The organism is Hyunsoonleella sp. J2K-J805 (assembly GCF_057167125.1).
Genome location: NZ_CM169901.1, coordinates 1537474 through 1554829, shown reverse-complemented (window position 1 = coordinate 1554829; position 17356 = coordinate 1537474). Strand labels below are relative to the sequence as shown.

At 33.2% G+C, this 17356-nt stretch carries 8 protein-coding genes; 7 read left to right on the top strand and 1 reads right to left on the bottom strand.

From position 1 onward, the window contains the following. The first annotated feature begins 12 nt into the window (after positions 1-12). The 4 genes from AC1B0Z_RS06810 to bshC all read left to right on the top strand — a co-directional run bounded on the left by AC1B0Z_RS06810 (position 13) and on the right by bshC (position 10045). A complete protein-coding gene (locus AC1B0Z_RS06810; RefSeq protein ID WP_483794869.1) occupies positions 13-2244 on the top strand; it encodes a hypothetical protein in 2232 nt (743 codons plus the stop codon). 19 nt (positions 2245-2263) lie between these two features. After that, on the top strand, positions 2264-7666 hold the full coding sequence (locus AC1B0Z_RS06805) for a T9SS type A sorting domain-containing protein (protein ID WP_483794868.1): 5403 nt from the start codon (positions 2264-2266) through the stop codon (positions 7664-7666). Further along, on the top strand, positions 7663-8370 hold the full coding sequence (locus tag AC1B0Z_RS06800) for a hypothetical protein (protein WP_483794867.1): 708 nt from the start codon (positions 7663-7665) through the stop codon (positions 8368-8370). The genes AC1B0Z_RS06805 and AC1B0Z_RS06800 overlap by 4 nt, the downstream gene beginning before the upstream one ends. Positions 8371-8443: 73 nt before the next feature. Further along, positions 8444-10045 (top strand): bacillithiol biosynthesis cysteine-adding enzyme BshC, encoded by a 1602-nt coding sequence (gene bshC / locus AC1B0Z_RS06795; protein ID WP_483794866.1) that lies wholly within the window; start codon positions 8444-8446, stop codon positions 10043-10045. Between the two features lie 8 nt (positions 10046-10053). On the opposite strand, the gene AC1B0Z_RS06790 is transcribed toward bshC, so the two are convergent. Continuing rightward, the gene (locus AC1B0Z_RS06790) at positions 10054-11922 is read right to left on the bottom strand and encodes a tetratricopeptide repeat protein (RefSeq protein ID WP_483794865.1); all 1869 of its coding nucleotides are present in this window, start codon (positions 11920-11922) and stop codon (positions 10054-10056) included. A gap of 134 nt (positions 11923-12056) precedes the next feature. Between AC1B0Z_RS06790 and AC1B0Z_RS06785 the strand changes: the two genes are divergently transcribed. From AC1B0Z_RS06785 to AC1B0Z_RS06775, 3 genes are all read left to right on the top strand, one after another. Then, a complete protein-coding gene (locus AC1B0Z_RS06785; RefSeq protein ID WP_483794864.1) occupies positions 12057-13427 on the top strand; it encodes a pyridoxal phosphate-dependent decarboxylase family protein in 1371 nt (456 codons plus the stop codon). A gap of 103 nt (positions 13428-13530) precedes the next feature. Then, positions 13531-15066: a glutamine-hydrolyzing GMP synthase gene (gene guaA, locus AC1B0Z_RS06780; RefSeq protein ID WP_483794863.1), complete on the top strand. Its 1536-nt coding sequence runs from the start codon at positions 13531-13533 to the stop codon at positions 15064-15066. Positions 15067-15405: 339 nt separating this feature from the next. Then, positions 15406-17340 carry a PBP1 and LysM peptidoglycan-binding domain-containing protein gene (locus tag AC1B0Z_RS06775; RefSeq protein ID WP_483794862.1) on the top strand — a complete coding sequence of 645 codons (1935 nt, stop codon included), beginning with the start codon at positions 15406-15408 and terminating at the stop codon, positions 17338-17340. Positions 17341-17356: the final 16 nt, after the last annotated feature.

The window sequence follows — 17356 nt, the reverse complement described above, 5'->3', positions numbered from 1 at the left end:
AACCCAACTGTTATGAAACGCATAATTACCCTAATTTTATTTTTGTTTATTGCTACAGGCGTCTTTGCACAAACTGATGGTATATCTTATCAAGCGGTTATTATAGGACCAGATGCTTTAGAATTACCTGGAGTTGATTCTCCAGATAACTACCTACCTACTACTGATATTGCTATTAAATTCTCGATTATAGCCCCAGGTAGTGGTGTAGTAGAATTTACCGAAATTCAAAATACAACTACTGATGATTATGGTAGAATAAATTTAATTATTGGTGCTGAAAATCATGACGATTTTGAGAAGATTGACTGGAATGGAGCCCCAAAATCTTTAAAAGTTGAAGTAGACTTTAATAACGGCGATGGTTTTGTAGATATGAGCGTAGAAAAACTAACGTATGTACCGTATGTTGCGCACAGGGATATTACGGCAACTGGTACTTTAGAGGTTGATGATGATACATTTTTAAATAGAGAATTAACGGTTAATGGCCCAACAACATTAAATAGCACGCTAGATATAGCAGAAGGAAATCCTGCAAATTTCTCTGGAGATTTAAATGTTGATGGTGAAACTAATCTAAATAATACTTTAAATGTAACAGAGCAGAACACATCTAATTTATCTGGAGCACTTAATGTGGGAATAGACCAAGGCCCTGATGCATTTGATGAAAATGCACCAACAAATTTATATGGCAATTTATCAGTAAGTGGAGAATCAACTTTTACGGGGTTAACAGCGACGGATTTGACTGTAAATGCGTCAACAAGTTTAAATGGTAGTATAGCTATGGCTCCAACCTCACAAGTTACGATAACAGCAACTTTAGATGACGAAAATGATAAAAATATAGATCATTATCCAGTAAAAATATCGGGAAGTAAGCAAGGATTGGCTATTGTAGTTGAAGGTGGAAGACGAAATGCTAATAATTTTGTGTCTTTTTGGGATACCACAACGACTACTGGTGAAACTACATCTGGAGAAACACTTGCACACCCAACGCCTACAATGTGGGGTCGTATAGAAGGTGAAATACCGAGTGAGTTTGGTAATAATGCAGATCATGTGTTTACGCAATTTCAATTAAGCTATGATATTGTTTCTTCTACTTTTGATCTTTTTACTTCATTTAGTAGTGGAACAGTAGCTATCGCAGATAATGTAGCAGCGGCTACGTCTACCACAGCAGTTATTGGTCCTGTTCCAGGAGTTACATTACCGATACCTTCTTTAAATGTTGCGACTAAAGTACAAGTAGCGACTTCTTTATTAGAAAAAGTAGCAGCAGTAGCTGTAGAGGTTGCGGCAATTGCAAATATAACATGGTATAATATAAATAAGTCTACATTTCAAGGTGTAACATACGCATCTGGCGCTGGTGATTATGCGGAGTACTTGTTGAGACAAGATGTTAATGAAGATATGACGTATGGCGATATAGTAGGTGTTAATGGTGGGAAGATATCTAAGCATTTAGATGGTGCAGAACGTATACTAGTAATATCATATAATCCTATTGTTTTAGGAAATATGCCACAACCTAATCGTGAAGCTGAATACGAAAAAGTAGCCTTTATGGGACAAATACCTACAAAAGTATTTGGAAGAGTTAATATAGGTGATTACATATTGCCTAGTGGTAAAAATGATGGTATAGGTATCGCCATTGCCCCAAATGAAATCGCTATAGGTCAAATTAGGGATATTGTAGGTACTGCTTGGTCTACAAACCTTTCTGGATTTGGTTATGTAAATGTTGCTGTAGGCCTAAATAGAAATGATAGTAGTTCACTTTTAGAAAAACTAGATAAAAAAGTGAATACCCAAGCTGAAGAAATAGATTATTTAAAAAATCAAATAGAGAATATCTTAGAACATATAGATAATATTCAAACCGGTACATCAATAGCACTGGTGGCCAATGCTAATGTTAAAAATAGTTCAAAAACACCAATAATCTCAAAATATGAAAATATTAGTATGCCTGATGTTAAAAAGGATGTGCTAGATGATATTTCGAATCTTGAAATTACTGAACAAGATGTAGAAGAGGCTATTGTACAAGCAGAAGTAATGTTTAAAAGGATGGGTAAAGGCGATGTAACAAAAGAGTTTTTTGATAAACTAAGAAACGATAGTGCTTACAAGAAAGAAATTATGAGCAAAATTCGAAAAGAAGCTAGCGACGAGCTTCAATATCAAAAAGATCTAGTCTTATCTGCTAAACAACAGAAATAGAATATTCTCTTATATGAAGATGAAATATTTACTTTTTTTATTATGTATAACTTTTTGTAGTTATTTTTCTAATGCTCAAAATACTGGTGTACCCGATACTAATTTTGAATACTACCTAGAAACCCATGATGAAAATGGAAATGAGGTGGCTATTGGAGATGAGACTAGTATGGGCGATGGTGTAGAGGGGAACGGATTAGTTTTAACTGATAGAATTAATCAGGTTGTTTCACTTATTGTTAATAACTTGAGTATTGAAACACTTACAGGTATTGAAGATTTCGAAAACTTAGAAACTCTTATCTGTAACGGCAATAATTTATCTATACTTGATGTTTCCAATAATACTAATTTAAAAACGTTATTATGTGCTTCTAATCAATTGGATAGCTTAAATATATCAGCTAATACTAACTTAGAAGATATTGATTGTTCTGATAATCAAATTGCTTTACTTGATATCTCTAGTAATCAATCGCTAATAGATTTAAGGTGTTCAGATAATAGAATTTTAGACATCGATGTAAGTCAAAATATTGATTTAATATCATTATCCGTTTCAAATAATAGGCTAAGTGCTTTAGATGTTGGGAATAATACAAAATTAGAAAGTTTGTATTGTGCATCAAATCAAATTACGGCTTTAAATGTATCAGCAAATACGTATGTAAAAATATTAGACGTTTCAAATAACTTAATTTCAAATCTTGATTTAACCACAATTAATACAGTTGCTTGTCCAGACCCACAGACCGATCCGGTTACTGCTTGTCAAGGAGCTTCTTTGATAAATGTGTCCAACAATCGGTTAACCTCTTTAGTTATTGCTAATGATTTTAACGATTTAATCACTTCTTTTACTTCAGAAGGCAATCCCGATTTATTCTGTATTCAAGTGGATACGGGGTTTGCTCCTAATGCAAGTTGGATAAAAGACGATTGGACATACTACGCTGAAACTCTTTGTGATGATATTTACACTTATGTACCTGATGATAATTTTGAGCAAGAACTTATAAATCAAGGATTAGATGATGTATTGGATAATTTGGTTTTAAGATCAAATATTAATGCAATTACAGGTCTTGAAGTATCAAATTCAAATATTGAAGATTTAACAGGTATTGAGGATTTTGCAGGCTTGCTATCGCTAAATTGTAGTACAAATGCTCTTGAAGAAGTCAATCTGTCTAATAATACAAGTTTGACGAGTCTAGATGTTTCAGGAAACAGTTTAACTCATCTGGATGTAACCAATATATTAGGATTACTAACTTTAAATGTTTCAAATAATAATTTGGAGGCGTTAGATGTGAGCAGTAACATCGACCTTGTTGATTTAAACTGTTCAAATAATAACATACAGTTTCTAAATTTAAGTGCTAATGTAAATTTGACGGATTTTGATTGTACGTTCAACGCTTTACAAGCTTTAAATATACAAAATGGACAAAACGGAAATCTTGCAAATTTTGATACCACGAATAACCCAGACTTATCTTGTATTCTGGCAGATACTAATACCATACCTTTAGGTGTAAATTGGGCCATTGGAACAGCGTCTTTAGATACGAATTGTGGAACCTATGTACCAGATGATGGCTTTGAGCAAGCCATTATTGATGCTGGTTTTGATGTAGGCCCGCTTGATAATTATGTACCAACAGCTAATATTGTTGGAGAAACGAACCTTAATGTTAATGGCTATAATATTGTAGACTTAACCGGTATTCAAGATTTTACTATTTTACAAACTTTTGATTGTTCAAATAATAATATTACAGTATTAGATTTATCAGCGAATACGCAATTAACAAGTATTATCTGCCATAATAATGAATTAGAATTTGTAGATATTAGAAATGGGAATAATACCAATACTACTGTATTTAACGCCACAAATAACCCTAATCTATTTTGTGTTAATGTTGATGCCGCTGTAATAGGAAATATTCCAGGAGGATGGGCTATTGACCCAATAGCCGATTATAATGCCGATTGTGAAGCGAATAGATATACACCAATTCCAGATGATAATTTTGAGCAAGCTTTAATTGATTTAGGTATTGATTTTGGCGCATTAGATAATCAGGTATTAACAGCAAACATAGAATACCTCACGTCGTTAAATGTTAGTGGTGAAAACATTGAAAGTTTAGAGGGTATCCAAGCATTTATGTCTTTAACCGAATTAGATTGTAGCAACAACTTTTTAAATGAATTAGATGTAAGTGGTATGGTTAATCTAGAAAGCTTATTCTGTGGCTCAAATTATTTTTTAACCAACAATATTGCTAATATAAATGGTGTGCTAAATACCTTAGGTACAGTAAGTTTAACAAAGCTATTTTGTGCCAATAATAATTTAGCAGATCTAGATATATCCATTAATGCCAATTTGGAAGAACTTGATTGTTCTAATAATAGTCTAGCTACCTTGGATATCAGTAACAACAATAGCTTAATTCAGGTTAATTGTGATAATAATCAAATTTCAAATTTTGTAAGTTATACGGTTGATAATTCAACTTTAAATACGCTAAATTGTAATAACAATCAACTTTCTGCTTTACAAGTGAGTAGATGTTTAGCATTGACTACTTTAAACTGTAGAAGCAATAGTTTAAGTTTACTTGATATTAGTACAAATGCTGCTTTAGAAGTTTTAGACTTTTCGGATAATGAGTTGGCGGACGTCAATTTATCTGCTAACACCAATTTAATTGCGCTTTCTGGGTCGCAAAATCAATTAACAGAAATAGACGATTTGGCATCTACTGTTTTGGAAAGTTTAATTTTGAATACTAACCAAATAAATCAACTCAATACAGTATTAAATAGTTTAACTTCTCTTAAATATATATCCGTTAGTAGTAATGAACTCACAGATATAAATACTAGCACCAATACGAATTTAATTGAATTAAACATTAGTAATAATGCAATTACTAACTTACAATTATCCGCAAATTTAAATCAGCTAAAAACATTCAACTGTAGTGAAAATGAAATAACAGGAGGCATAGATCTATCTACTATGGGTTTGATGGCTTGTCCAACACGAAATACAAATAACCCATTAGATTTTTGTCCAGATACCATCACCATAAATGTATCCGGTAATCAATTAGATTTTGTAAATGTCCAAAATGGAATAAATAATGAAATATCTAGTTTTAGTGCAACTGAAAACCAAAATTTAACTTGTATTCAAGTCGATGATGTGAACACTATTGGAGCAAATTGGACAAAAGATGTAACTACTGAATATAGTGTAGATTGTCGCTTTGGAGAAACCTATGTTCCTGATGATAATTTTGAACAAGCATTAATTGATTTAGGGTATGATACAGGCGCTTTAGATGATTACGTGCCGACGGCAAATATAGAAATACTAACTATGTTGGACGTGAGTGGTAAAGCCATTTTAGATTTTACAGGTATTGAAGATTTTATGGACTTAACGAACTTAAATTGCTCAAATAATACATTAAGCACATTAGATATCAGTAGTAATATAAATTTAACTATAATCGATTGTTCTGGTAATCCACTTACAGCATTAGATGTAACTGAAACTCCAAATATTATCAGTTTAAATATTTCCAATAACCAAATTACTGAATTAGATGCGAGTTTAATTCCACTACTTCAAAGTTTTAACTGTGATGGTAATAGTATTGTAGAATTAGATTTTACTACAAATACAGCACTCACAAATCTAAGTTGTGCTTCAAACGCACTAGAGGTTTTAAACTTACAAAATGGACAAAATCCTAGTCTTTCAAATTTAAATGCACAAAGCAATCCTAATTTATCTTGTATACAAACGGATGATGGTACTGCTCCAACTGGAGTAACTTGGTTAAAGGATGCATCAACAGCTTATGCTATTGATTGTCATTTTGGAGAAACTTATGTGCCTGATGATAATTTTGAACAAGCCTTGATTGACTTAGGCTATGATGTTGAACCTTTAGATGATTATGTGCCAACTGAAACTATTGAAATTAGAACATCTTTAGATGTTAGTGGTAAAGAAATTTCAGATTTGACTGGTATTGAAGATTTTGTATTGCTTAGAAGTTTAAATATTGAGGAAAACATTTTAACAACAGTAGATTTAAGTGGAAATATATTTTTAAATAATTTAAATGCATCTAACAACCAATTTACGACTATAGATACTTCTAACCTTATAGAATTGAGTGTATTGGATATTTCAAACAATAGCTTGTCAGAATTAAATACAGACTCAAATTTAGACCTTTCGGTATTAAATATTTCTGATAATCTCTTTACAACATTAGATGTGAGTTTGCTATTAGATTTACAAAAACTTGATTGTTCTTCAAATCAGTTAGAAGCTTTAGATGTTACGGTTAATGATAAACTAATAGAATTATCATGTTCATTCAATGCGTTTATTCAAGATAAGCTGAATATACAAAACGGGGCAAATGCTATGTTGAGGGTGTTTAATGCCTCTAATAATGCAGATTTAACATGTATTTTGGTTGATGATCCAGTTGCAGTAATTTCTAATGTTGATGGTGCTTATGATGATTGGTTTAAAGACCCCACTGCGACTTACCAAACAGTCTGTGACGATGCGGATAATGATGGTGTAGCTAATGAAGACGATTTATGTCCAGGAACAGCTTTTGGACAACCTGTTGATTTGTTTGGTTGTACATATTCTCCATTACCAGAAGATAACTTTACTATACTTATTACTGGGGAAACATGTTTGAATAATAATGATGGCAAAATTAATATTGTTACCAAAGAATTTTATGAGTACAAAGCGCATTTGGTTGGTAACGATTTTGACAGGGAATATATATTTACTAATGAAATAGATATTCTCAATCTACTAGCAGGAACATATAGACTGTGTATAACTTCAGATGAAATACCCAATTTTCAACGTTGTTTTGATATTATTATCAATCATCCAGAAAACTTAGATGTAATTACCGGAAAACGCAAAAACGGAAAGGAAGTTACAGTAAATATGTCAGGAAGTTCTAGTTATAATATTGACTTTAATGGCTTAAAGTTTACAACTTCAGAATCTCAATTGACGTTACAACTGGAACATGGAAAAAATATCATAAAGGTTTCTACTGATTTACCTTGCCAGGGTGAACACGAAGAGCGTATTTTGTTATCAAATAATATGTTTGTACATCCTAACCCATTTCAAAACAAACTCAATTTATATTTAGGTGAAATGAACAGTACTAATGTTCAAGTAAGTGTATATTCTGCCATTGGACAAATGGTATTTTTAAAAGAATTTGATGTAGAAGATATAAGGAGCATCAATATAAATACCACACATTTTAATACTGGTTTGTATACGGTATTTGTACAGTCAAATAATTCTGTTTCTAACTTTAAAATTGTTAAGAAATGAAAAGATTAATTTACATATTTTGTTTGAGTTTTTGTTTGTTTGCTTGTAGTAGTCCTTCCACTATTGAACCAGATCCAGATACATTGGATCCCGAAGCACCTAGTCAAATAGAAAGGCTAACAGTAAGTTTACAATTTCCTCACAAAGATGGTTTGTGTAATATAGGAGCGGACATTACTCCAACAGAGAGCACTGTGGTTTTTGAATGGGAAGCAAGTGAAATCGCCGAAAGTTATAGCATTTTTATAACAAATTTAGTTGATGGATCAACCATTGAAGACGAAACTACTGAAGATAAAATTGGTATTGTACTCAATAGAGCAACACCTTATTCTTGGTATGTTATTTCTAAACGCGGTGCGGTGATTGCTGAAAGTGAAACCTGGAAATTCTATAACTCTGGTTCAGGCGTGCAAACTTATGCACCTTTCCCAGCAACTATTAATGCGCCAGATATGGCTGCAACAGTAAACCCTGGAACAGTTACCTTACTTTGGACAGGTAGTGATGTTGATGATGATATAGAAAGTTATGATGTTTATTTTGGTACCACCAATAACCCTGATATACATGCAACAGCAATTGCAACTAATCAGCTCGATGTTAGCGTAACTACTGGAGCTATTTACTATTGGAAAATTGTGACAAGAGACGAAACAGGACATACCTCAGAATCAGGCGTTTTTCAATTTAGAGTACTTTAAAAAAAGCCTTAACTTAATTTTTAGATTATAAAAATTGTAATAGCTGTATATTTACACGACTATTAAGTGATATATGCAGCAAGAACACTTACCATTTCACGCTACGGGCTATTTTTCCTCATTAATATGTGATTATTTGGAAGAAAAACAAGATTTAAAGCCTTTCTACAATCGTTTTCCATCACTTAAAGATTTTAAAGCTCAACTTGAAGAGAAAAAGTTGTCAGTTCGAGCGCAGTCGAGAACTACTTTGATTAAAGCTTTAAAAAATCAATATAAAAACCTTCAAACATCAGACTTAACAATTCAACATATTGAAAGTCTAAATTCAGAAAATACATTTACAATAACAACAGGACACCAACTCAATTTATTTACAGGCCCTCTTTATTTTTTGTATAAAATAGTTTCAGCTATAAATCTTTCAAAAGAATTAAAGCAGGCTTATCCAGAATTTAATTTTGTGCCAGTGTATTGGATGGCAACCGAAGATCATGATTTTGAAGAAATCAACTATTTCAATTTTAAAGGAAAAAAATTCCAATGGAATAGAGAAGCTGGTGGAGCGGTTGGAGAACTAAGTACTGAAGGGTTAAACGAGGTTCTTGAACTATTTTCTCAAGATTTAGGAAATAGTAGAAATGCCCAAAGTTTAAAGTCCCTTTTTGACAATACCTACATAAACCATGATAATTTGGCTGATGCTACTAGATATTTAGCCAACGAACTATTTAAGGATTATGGTTTGGTAATTATTGATGCTAATGATGCTGATTTAAAGCGTTTATTTATTCCTTATGTCGAAAAGGAACTTGAACATCAAACGTCTTTTGTAAATGTTTCTGAAACCAATAAAGTTCTCGAAAACGTAGATGAGTCGTATAAAATTCAAGTGAACCCTAGGGAAATCAATTTGTTTTATTTATATAAAGGCTTGCGGGAGCGTATTGTTTTTGAAGACAATTTTTATAAAGTTCTTAACACAGATATTACGTGGAGTAAGAGTGAGATCCAAAAAGTGCTCTTAGAGCACCCTGAACGGTTTTCGCCAAATGTAATCATGCGACCTTTGTATCAAGAAGTTATCTTGCCAAATCTCTGCTATATTGGTGGCGGTGGAGAATTGGCGTATTGGATGCAATTAAAATCTTATTTCGAGGCTGTGAGTGTACCGTTTCCAATGTTGTTGCTTCGAAATTCTGCTTTGATCAAAACTGAGAAACAAGCTAAAAAACTTCAAAAGTTAAATATTTCAAACGAAGAGATTTTTTTAAAGCGTGATAGATTTATCAATAGAAAAGTGCGACAAATTTCAAATATAGATATTGATTTTTCAGAACAAAAAGCACATCTTCAAAATCAATTCAAAGCGTTGCATAAACTAGCGGAACAGACGGATAAGTCATTTATTGGCGCCGTAAAAGCTCAGGAAATTAAGCAGTTAAAAGGTTTAGAAAAATTAGAGAAACGTTTACTAAATGCTCAGAAGAGAAAGTTATCAGATGAGGTGTCACGTATGACAGATATTCAAAATGAATTATTTCCAAATGGTAGTTTACAAGAACGTAATGCTAATTTTTCTGAGTTTTATTTGGAATATGGAGAATCGCTTGTTCAAAATCTTATTGAAAGTTTAGAACCATTGCGTCAAGAGTTTTCTATAATTACAATTTAACCCTCCATTTAAAGATTAAGCACCAAATCCTGCAAAGAATCTTCGGTAGTTATACCCAATTTTTTACGAAAACGGTAACGGGCCTTTTTAATACCTTCAGGAGAAATATTCAAAATATTTGCTATTTCTTTAGAAGTAAGATTCATCTTTAATAGTGCCATTAAACGCAATTCGTTTGGCGTAACTTCAGGGAATTTTTGTTTTACATTAGTGTTGAAACCCGTATGTACCTGCTCAAAATACCGTGAAAAGTTTTCCCAATTATTGTCGTCTTTCAGATCAAAATTAATGGTATGAATCAATTGGTTATAGCCTTTTTGTGAGTTTTCAGAAGTCTTAAAGTTTTTGGCTTGCTGCTTTAAATTTTCGAGTACCTCATTTTTCTTTGCAAGATGAAGTGCATGTGTTGTTAGTTCTTTCTTTTTAAAATTAAGCTCAAGGTTTAGTTTTTCTTTTTCGGTTTTACTGTGCTTTAATTTTTGCTTTAGTGCATAAAATCCAATTGCTGCAACTAATAAGCCAAAGCCAAGTAAGATGATGTATAGCGTATTAATTTCTCCTCTTTTTTCTAATAAATCAATCTCTTTTTCTTGTAACGCTATGTGTTGCTCTTTCTTTTCAGTTTCATATATGGTTTTTAGTTCTTCAATTTGTTGTGTTTTTGCAATTGAATATAAACTATCATTAACTTCTTGATATGCATCAAGATAAACTAGAGCCTCTTTATAGTTATGTTGTGCCTTTAGTATCTTAGAACGTTGAGCGTAAAAACGTTTTAAATAAGGTAAGACGTCTTTTGGTTTTGCAAGTTCTATGGCCTTGTCATTATATGTTAAGGCCTTTGCGTAGTTATTGTAGTTATATTCAATTTTAGATAGCTCATGGTTAGAATTGGCTAGTGTTAGTTGAAGATTTTCGTCTTCTCCTATTTTTTTTGATTCTAAGGCCAGTTTTTTAGCTTTTAAGTAATTACTATTTGTTGTTTCAAGATTGGCATAAGCATTTAATATTTCGGCTAAGGACATTTTATCTTCAACTTCTTTGGCATAAGCAATTGCAGTCTCGTAGTATGTTTTTGCATTATTATAATCTCCAATATCCCGATACGCACTAGCTAGTAAATTATTGGTATAAGCTAAAGTCCATTTATAATCTTCTTCTTCATAAAGTTCTATAGCTTGTTTAAAGTATGGAATTGCTTTTTCATAATTTTTTAATCCAGTTTGTATGATTCCAATTTGTTCAATAGCTCCTGCTTTTCTTGAGGTATAATCCGTTTCTTCAAAGCATTTTAAAGCGTTTAATGCATATGTTAATGCTATCTTATAATTACCCTTTTCCCCATACCTTATGGATAATGCATCATATTGTGCTCCCATAAGTTTTGTCTTGTAAGGTCCTTCTTCTTCATGCTCCTCAATTAATTGTATTGTTTCTTTTGTTATAGCTATAGCTTCATCTAGTTCACCATTGGATTCTTTAACTATTGATGTGGCATGATTTATAAAAATAAGTCCGGTTATATAATTAATTTCTTTAAAGTACTTTTTTGAAATACTATAATAATACAATGCTGAATCATTTTCACTTTTATTAAGGTGGTAATCACCAATATGCATGTTGCCAGATGCAATACCAAGTTTATGATTTATTTTTTGAGAAATTTCTAATTCTTTTAGGGCATAATTTTTAGCTTGTTCAGGGTCGGAATATTTAAGCTTATCATTTAGTAAGCTTAAAATGGATACTTTAATGGAATCGTCAGTCTTTCTTTGTTCAAGTTCATACTCTAAACTATCAATAAGTTGCTTGTTTTGGCCTTTTAAATGACTAAAATGTATGAGCAGTATTAGGATAAAACAAATAAATCTTTTCATTATAGCAGAAATTAATTTTATTTAAAAATACCCATTTTTTATTATTCATAATAATTCATTCATTTTGTTGAGAATTTTAGTGAAAATCAATTTGGTTAGTACTAAATTTGGGTGGATAAACTAAATGATTCAACATGCATAAAATCGATATAGATTTGGTAGAAATGACAATGGATGTCATGAAATATACTATTGATAGGGTTTCTGCTACCAAAGTAAAAATGGGTAAGCCTAAAAAAGCATCAGAATTAAAAAAACTAGTAGGAGAAACCATAACTTCAGAAGGTGTTGGCGGAGAGTATGCGTTTAAAATGTGGAAGAAGTATTTATCTAAAGCAACTGTGCCAATAGATCATCCAAGGCATTTAGCTTTTGTGCCAGCGTCACCAACTAGGGCGGCTATTATGTTTGATTTGATAACATCTGCCTCTAGCATACATGGTGCCTACTGGATGGAGGGTGCTGGAGGTATTTTTTGTGAAAACGAAGCCATGTCTTGGATAGTGTCTCTAACAGGATTGCCAAAAGGTGCTTTTGGTGTTTTTACTAGTGGCGGTACTGCAGCCAATTTATCTGCCATAGTAACAGCAAGAGAGTGTTGGAGAGAAAATGATAAATATAAAAATGAAAAAGGTTTAATTATTACATCTGTAGGAGCGCATTCTTCTATAAAAGCGATGGCCAAAGTAGCGGATGTTGATATCTTATTAGTAGATACTGAAGATGTTTTATATGGTAGTACTCTGGCTAAATTTATAAAAGGTTTAACTGAGCATCAGCGCAAGAGACTATTTGCTGTAGTGGCGACTGGGGGTACTACAAATGCAGGAATTATTGATGATTTGGATGGTATCGCTACAGTTTGTAACGATGAAAATCTTTGGTTTCATGTGGATGCGGCCTATGGTGGTGGTGCTTTGGTGGCAGATTCTGTAAGACATCAATTTAATGGTATTGAAAAGGCCGATAGTATTACTGTGGATCCTCATAAATGGATGTTTTCCCCTTATGATTGTGGCGCAGTTATTTATAAGAATCCGGAGTTAGCTAAAGCCGCACATGCACAAGAAGGTTCTTATCTGGAAATCTTTAAAGATGAAGGGGCGCACGGTTTTAATCCTTCAGATTATCAAATACAGCTTACACGACGGGTTAGAGGGTTACCTCTTTGGTTTTCATTAGCTACACACGGTACTGATAAGTACAAGGAAGCTGTAGAACGTGGCATCGAGTTAGCACAAATAGCAGGTAAGATGATTGAAAGTATGCCTCATGTTGAATTGGTGAGAACCCCTAGTTTATCCTGCGTACTTTATAGGAGAATAGGTTGGGAACCTGAGGATTATAAGCATTGGACGTACGAAAACCAAAAAAAGGGTTTTGCCTTAGTAACACCTACAAAATGGAAAACTGGAAAAACTTTTGAAACCGTTTCTAGATTTTGTTTTATTAACCCAGACACAACAGAGTCTGATATTGAAGCCATTTTAGAGTCTATGGAATAAGTTTATTTAATTGATTTTAAGGAAGATAATAACCCGTTAATAATCTTATTAAAAAAAACAGAAAACCTAAATTGAAATTATAAAATCATTATTATTTTTGCGCATGCAACATGATAAGGTACTTATTTTAGACTTCGGAAGCCAATACACACAGCTTATTGGCCGCAGAGTTAGAGAACTCAATATATACTCCGAAATCCATCCGTTTAATAAAATTCCAACCAATTTAGAAGAATACAAGGCAGTAATTCTGTCTGGGAGTCCAAACTCTGTGAGAGGTGAAGATGCTTTACACCCAGATTTATCCGAAATTCGAGGTAAAAAACCAGTTTTAGCTGTATGCTATGGTGCGCAATATTTAGCGCATTTTTCGGGCGGAGAAGTTGCGCCATCCAATACTAGGGAATATGGGCGCGCTAATTTATCTTTTATCAAAGGTAATGAGCCATTCTTTGCTCATATACATACGGGAAGTCAAGTTTGGATGAGTCATTCCGATACGATTAAGAAGCTTCCTGAAAATGGAGTTTTAATAGCTAGTACACATGATGTAGAAAATGCAGCTTTTAGAATTAATGGAGAAGAAACCTATGCGATACAGTTTCACCCTGAAGTGTATCATTCAACAGATGGTAAACAAGTATTAGAGAACTTTTTGGTAAGTATAGCAGGTTTGCATCAAGATTGGACACCACAGTCTTTTGTTGAGGAAACGGTTGAAGCCATTCAAGAAAAAGTAGGTAACGATAAAGTTGTTTTAGGATTATCTGGAGGTGTGGATTCCACGGTTGCGGCTGTACTTTTGAATAAAGCCATCGGCAAAAACCTATACTGCATTTTTGTAAATAATGGTTTGCTACGTAAGAATGAATTTCAAAACGTATTAAATCAATACGAGGGTATGGGACTCAATGTAAAGGGCGTTGATGCTTCAGATAGATTTTTATCGGCTTTAAAAGATATAGAAGATCCTGAAAAAAAGCGAAAAGCCATTGGGAATGCATTTATTGAAGTGTTTGATGACGAAGCCCACAAACTTGAAGATGTAAAATGGCTAGCCCAGGGAACAATTTATCCTGATGTTATTGAAAGTGTTTCTGCTACAGGTGGACCTTCGGCGACTATTAAAAGTCATCATAATGTAGGTGGTTTGCCTGATTTTATGAAATTAAAAATAGTTGAGCCTTTGCGTGCCATTTTTAAAGATGAAGTAAGACGCGTTGGTGCTACTTTGGGTATAGATCCAGAATTACTGGGGCGCCACCCATTCCCCGGTCCAGGTTTAGGAATTCGTATTTTGGGCGATATTACTGCTGAAAAAGTACGCATGCTTCAGGAAGTAGACCATATTTTTATAAATGGATTGAAGGAATGGAAATTATATGATAAAGTGTGGCAAGCGGGAGCTATGTTATTGCCGGTAAATAGCGTTGGCGTTATGGGTGATGAGCGTACTTATGAAAAATGTGTAGCTTTAAGGGCAGTAGAAAGTACGGATGGTATGACTGCAGATTGGGTAAATTTACCTTATGAATTCCTTCAGAAAATATCAAACGAGATAATTAATAAAGTAAAAGGCGTAAATAGAGTAGTTTACGATATTAGCTCAAAACCACCGGCAACTATTGAATGGGAGTAGTGCAGATGTAGCTCTAACTCTAACTGTTAGGGAGTATGTCTGCGCTAGGGATTGTCCCGATAATGCGGCATGAAATCCCCGACGCAGGAGGGATTGAGTAGTGAAATAGTTTTATTCACGATTTCATTAATTTGGAATAACAATCAATGAGTAAAACTCGACGGCTTTTGCCCTAAGCTTGTCGAAGAGTAGAGTGACGTGCCTGCGGGTAGGCATGCACCCAAATAGAAATTTGGCACGCTATATGTAATAATTAATTGAAAGATTTTAGTCTTTTTACGCAATAAATAACGTATATAAATCATTTAATATAGGTTTAGCTATTAAACAAACGATACAATGCATAGATTTTTCTTAGTCCTAATTGCCGCATTATTTTTTGTAGTAACTTCTGCAAATGCGCAAAACTACAGTACACATCAGGTTAAAAAAGGAGAAACTATTGAGGAAATAGCCAAACGGTATTACGTAACACCTTTTGATATTTACGGTTTAAATCCTGATGCTAAAAAGGGACTTAAACCCAATACTATTTTAATTATTCCAATTTCAAAGGCTAAAAAACCAAAGGTTACAGAAGTTAAAGAGTTACAAGGTTTTAAAAAGCATAAAACAAAAAGGAAAGAGACACTTTATAGTATTTCGAAAAAGTATGATGTTGCAATAGAGGATATTAAAAAACACAATACTTTTTTATATGCCAATAATTTAAGGAAAGGGGATAAGCTTCAAATTCCTATTTTTAAAATAACTAAAGTTGAAGAGGAAGTTGAAACCAATAAAACTTATATAGTACAGCCTAAAGAAGGTAAATGGCGTATTGCCTACAAGTTTGGGATAACTGTGGCCGAATTGGAAGCCTTAAACCCGAATATGGGAGAGATGCTGCAAGAAGGACAACAAATTTATGTACCAAATATTGACAATGAAGAAGAAAAAGAGTTTGATGAAAAGTACAGCTACTACAAGGTTTTACCAAAGGAAGGTTTTTACAGACTTAAGATAAAATTAGATTTAGAAAAGGAAGAATTAGAACAACTTAACCCTGGGTTAGCAGAAAGCGGCTTAAAAGCTGGTATGATTCTTAAAATTCCCTTTACTGAAACAAAGGGTATTACTGCGGCAAATTTGGAATCTAGTAATTTGGTAAGCAGAATAACCAATTTTGAAACAAAACACATAGCATTAATGTTGCCGTTTCGGTTAAATCGTGTAGAGTTTGATTCTATTTCTGAAATTAAAAGAAGTATAGAGAAAGACCCGTATTTAGATGCGTCTTTAGATTTTTATTCTGGGGTTTTGATGGCACTAGATTCTTTGAAGAAGTTAGGACTTTCTATAAAATTGGATGTGTATGATACTAAGTACCAAACAACGGCTGTTTCTAGAATTTTGGCAGACAATGATTTTGAGAATGTTAATGCAATCATCGGACCATTAACTACCAAAAATTTTGATATTGTTGCTAACGAACTCAGAAAATATAACGTTCCTGTGGTATCTCCTATAGGCACAAAAATAAAGCTTCACGATAATGTCTTTCAAACAAGACCTTCTGATGATTTGTTGAAAGAAAAAATAATAAATTATGTTAAGAATGATAGTGTTTCTAAAAATGTTGTGATACTTGCAGATTCTAAGAATACGACTGTTGCCAATGAACTAAAAAGGGAAATTAATGCAGCCACGATTGTGTATTCTAGAAAGAATAAAGAAGGTAAAGATGAATATTTTGTGACGAAAGAAGATATTGAAACTGCTTTAAAACCAGGCATGAATGTGGTGTTTTTAGAAACTCAAAACGAAAGTTTCATCTCTGGGGCAACAAGTATTTTGGCTGCTTTGAACTTAAAAGAAGATCCTGAAAAACCAGAACTGGAAAAATCAGAAATCATATTAACTACTACAAGGTTTAATGGTGCTTTTGAAGGTGATGAGGTTAACAATACCCATCTTTCAAAGCTGCGTTTTACCTTTGCTACATCATCAAAAAGCTATAGCGAGGGAGAACAAAACACTTTTGTTCAAAACTATAAGAAAACCTATAATATTACTCCTGGAAGACGCGCCGTTAAAGGCTTTGATTTAACCATGGACGTTGTGCTTAGAATGGCAAGTTCTGACGACTTATTCATGTCGGTTAACAGTGCGCCTTTAACATCTTACGTCGAAAATAAGTTTGCCTACAAGAAGAAACTTTTTGGGGGGTATTACAACGACGCCGTTTATCTTGTAAGGTATAACGATCTTAAGATCGTTGAGTTAGCGCAATAACCTTGCGTTATTTGGC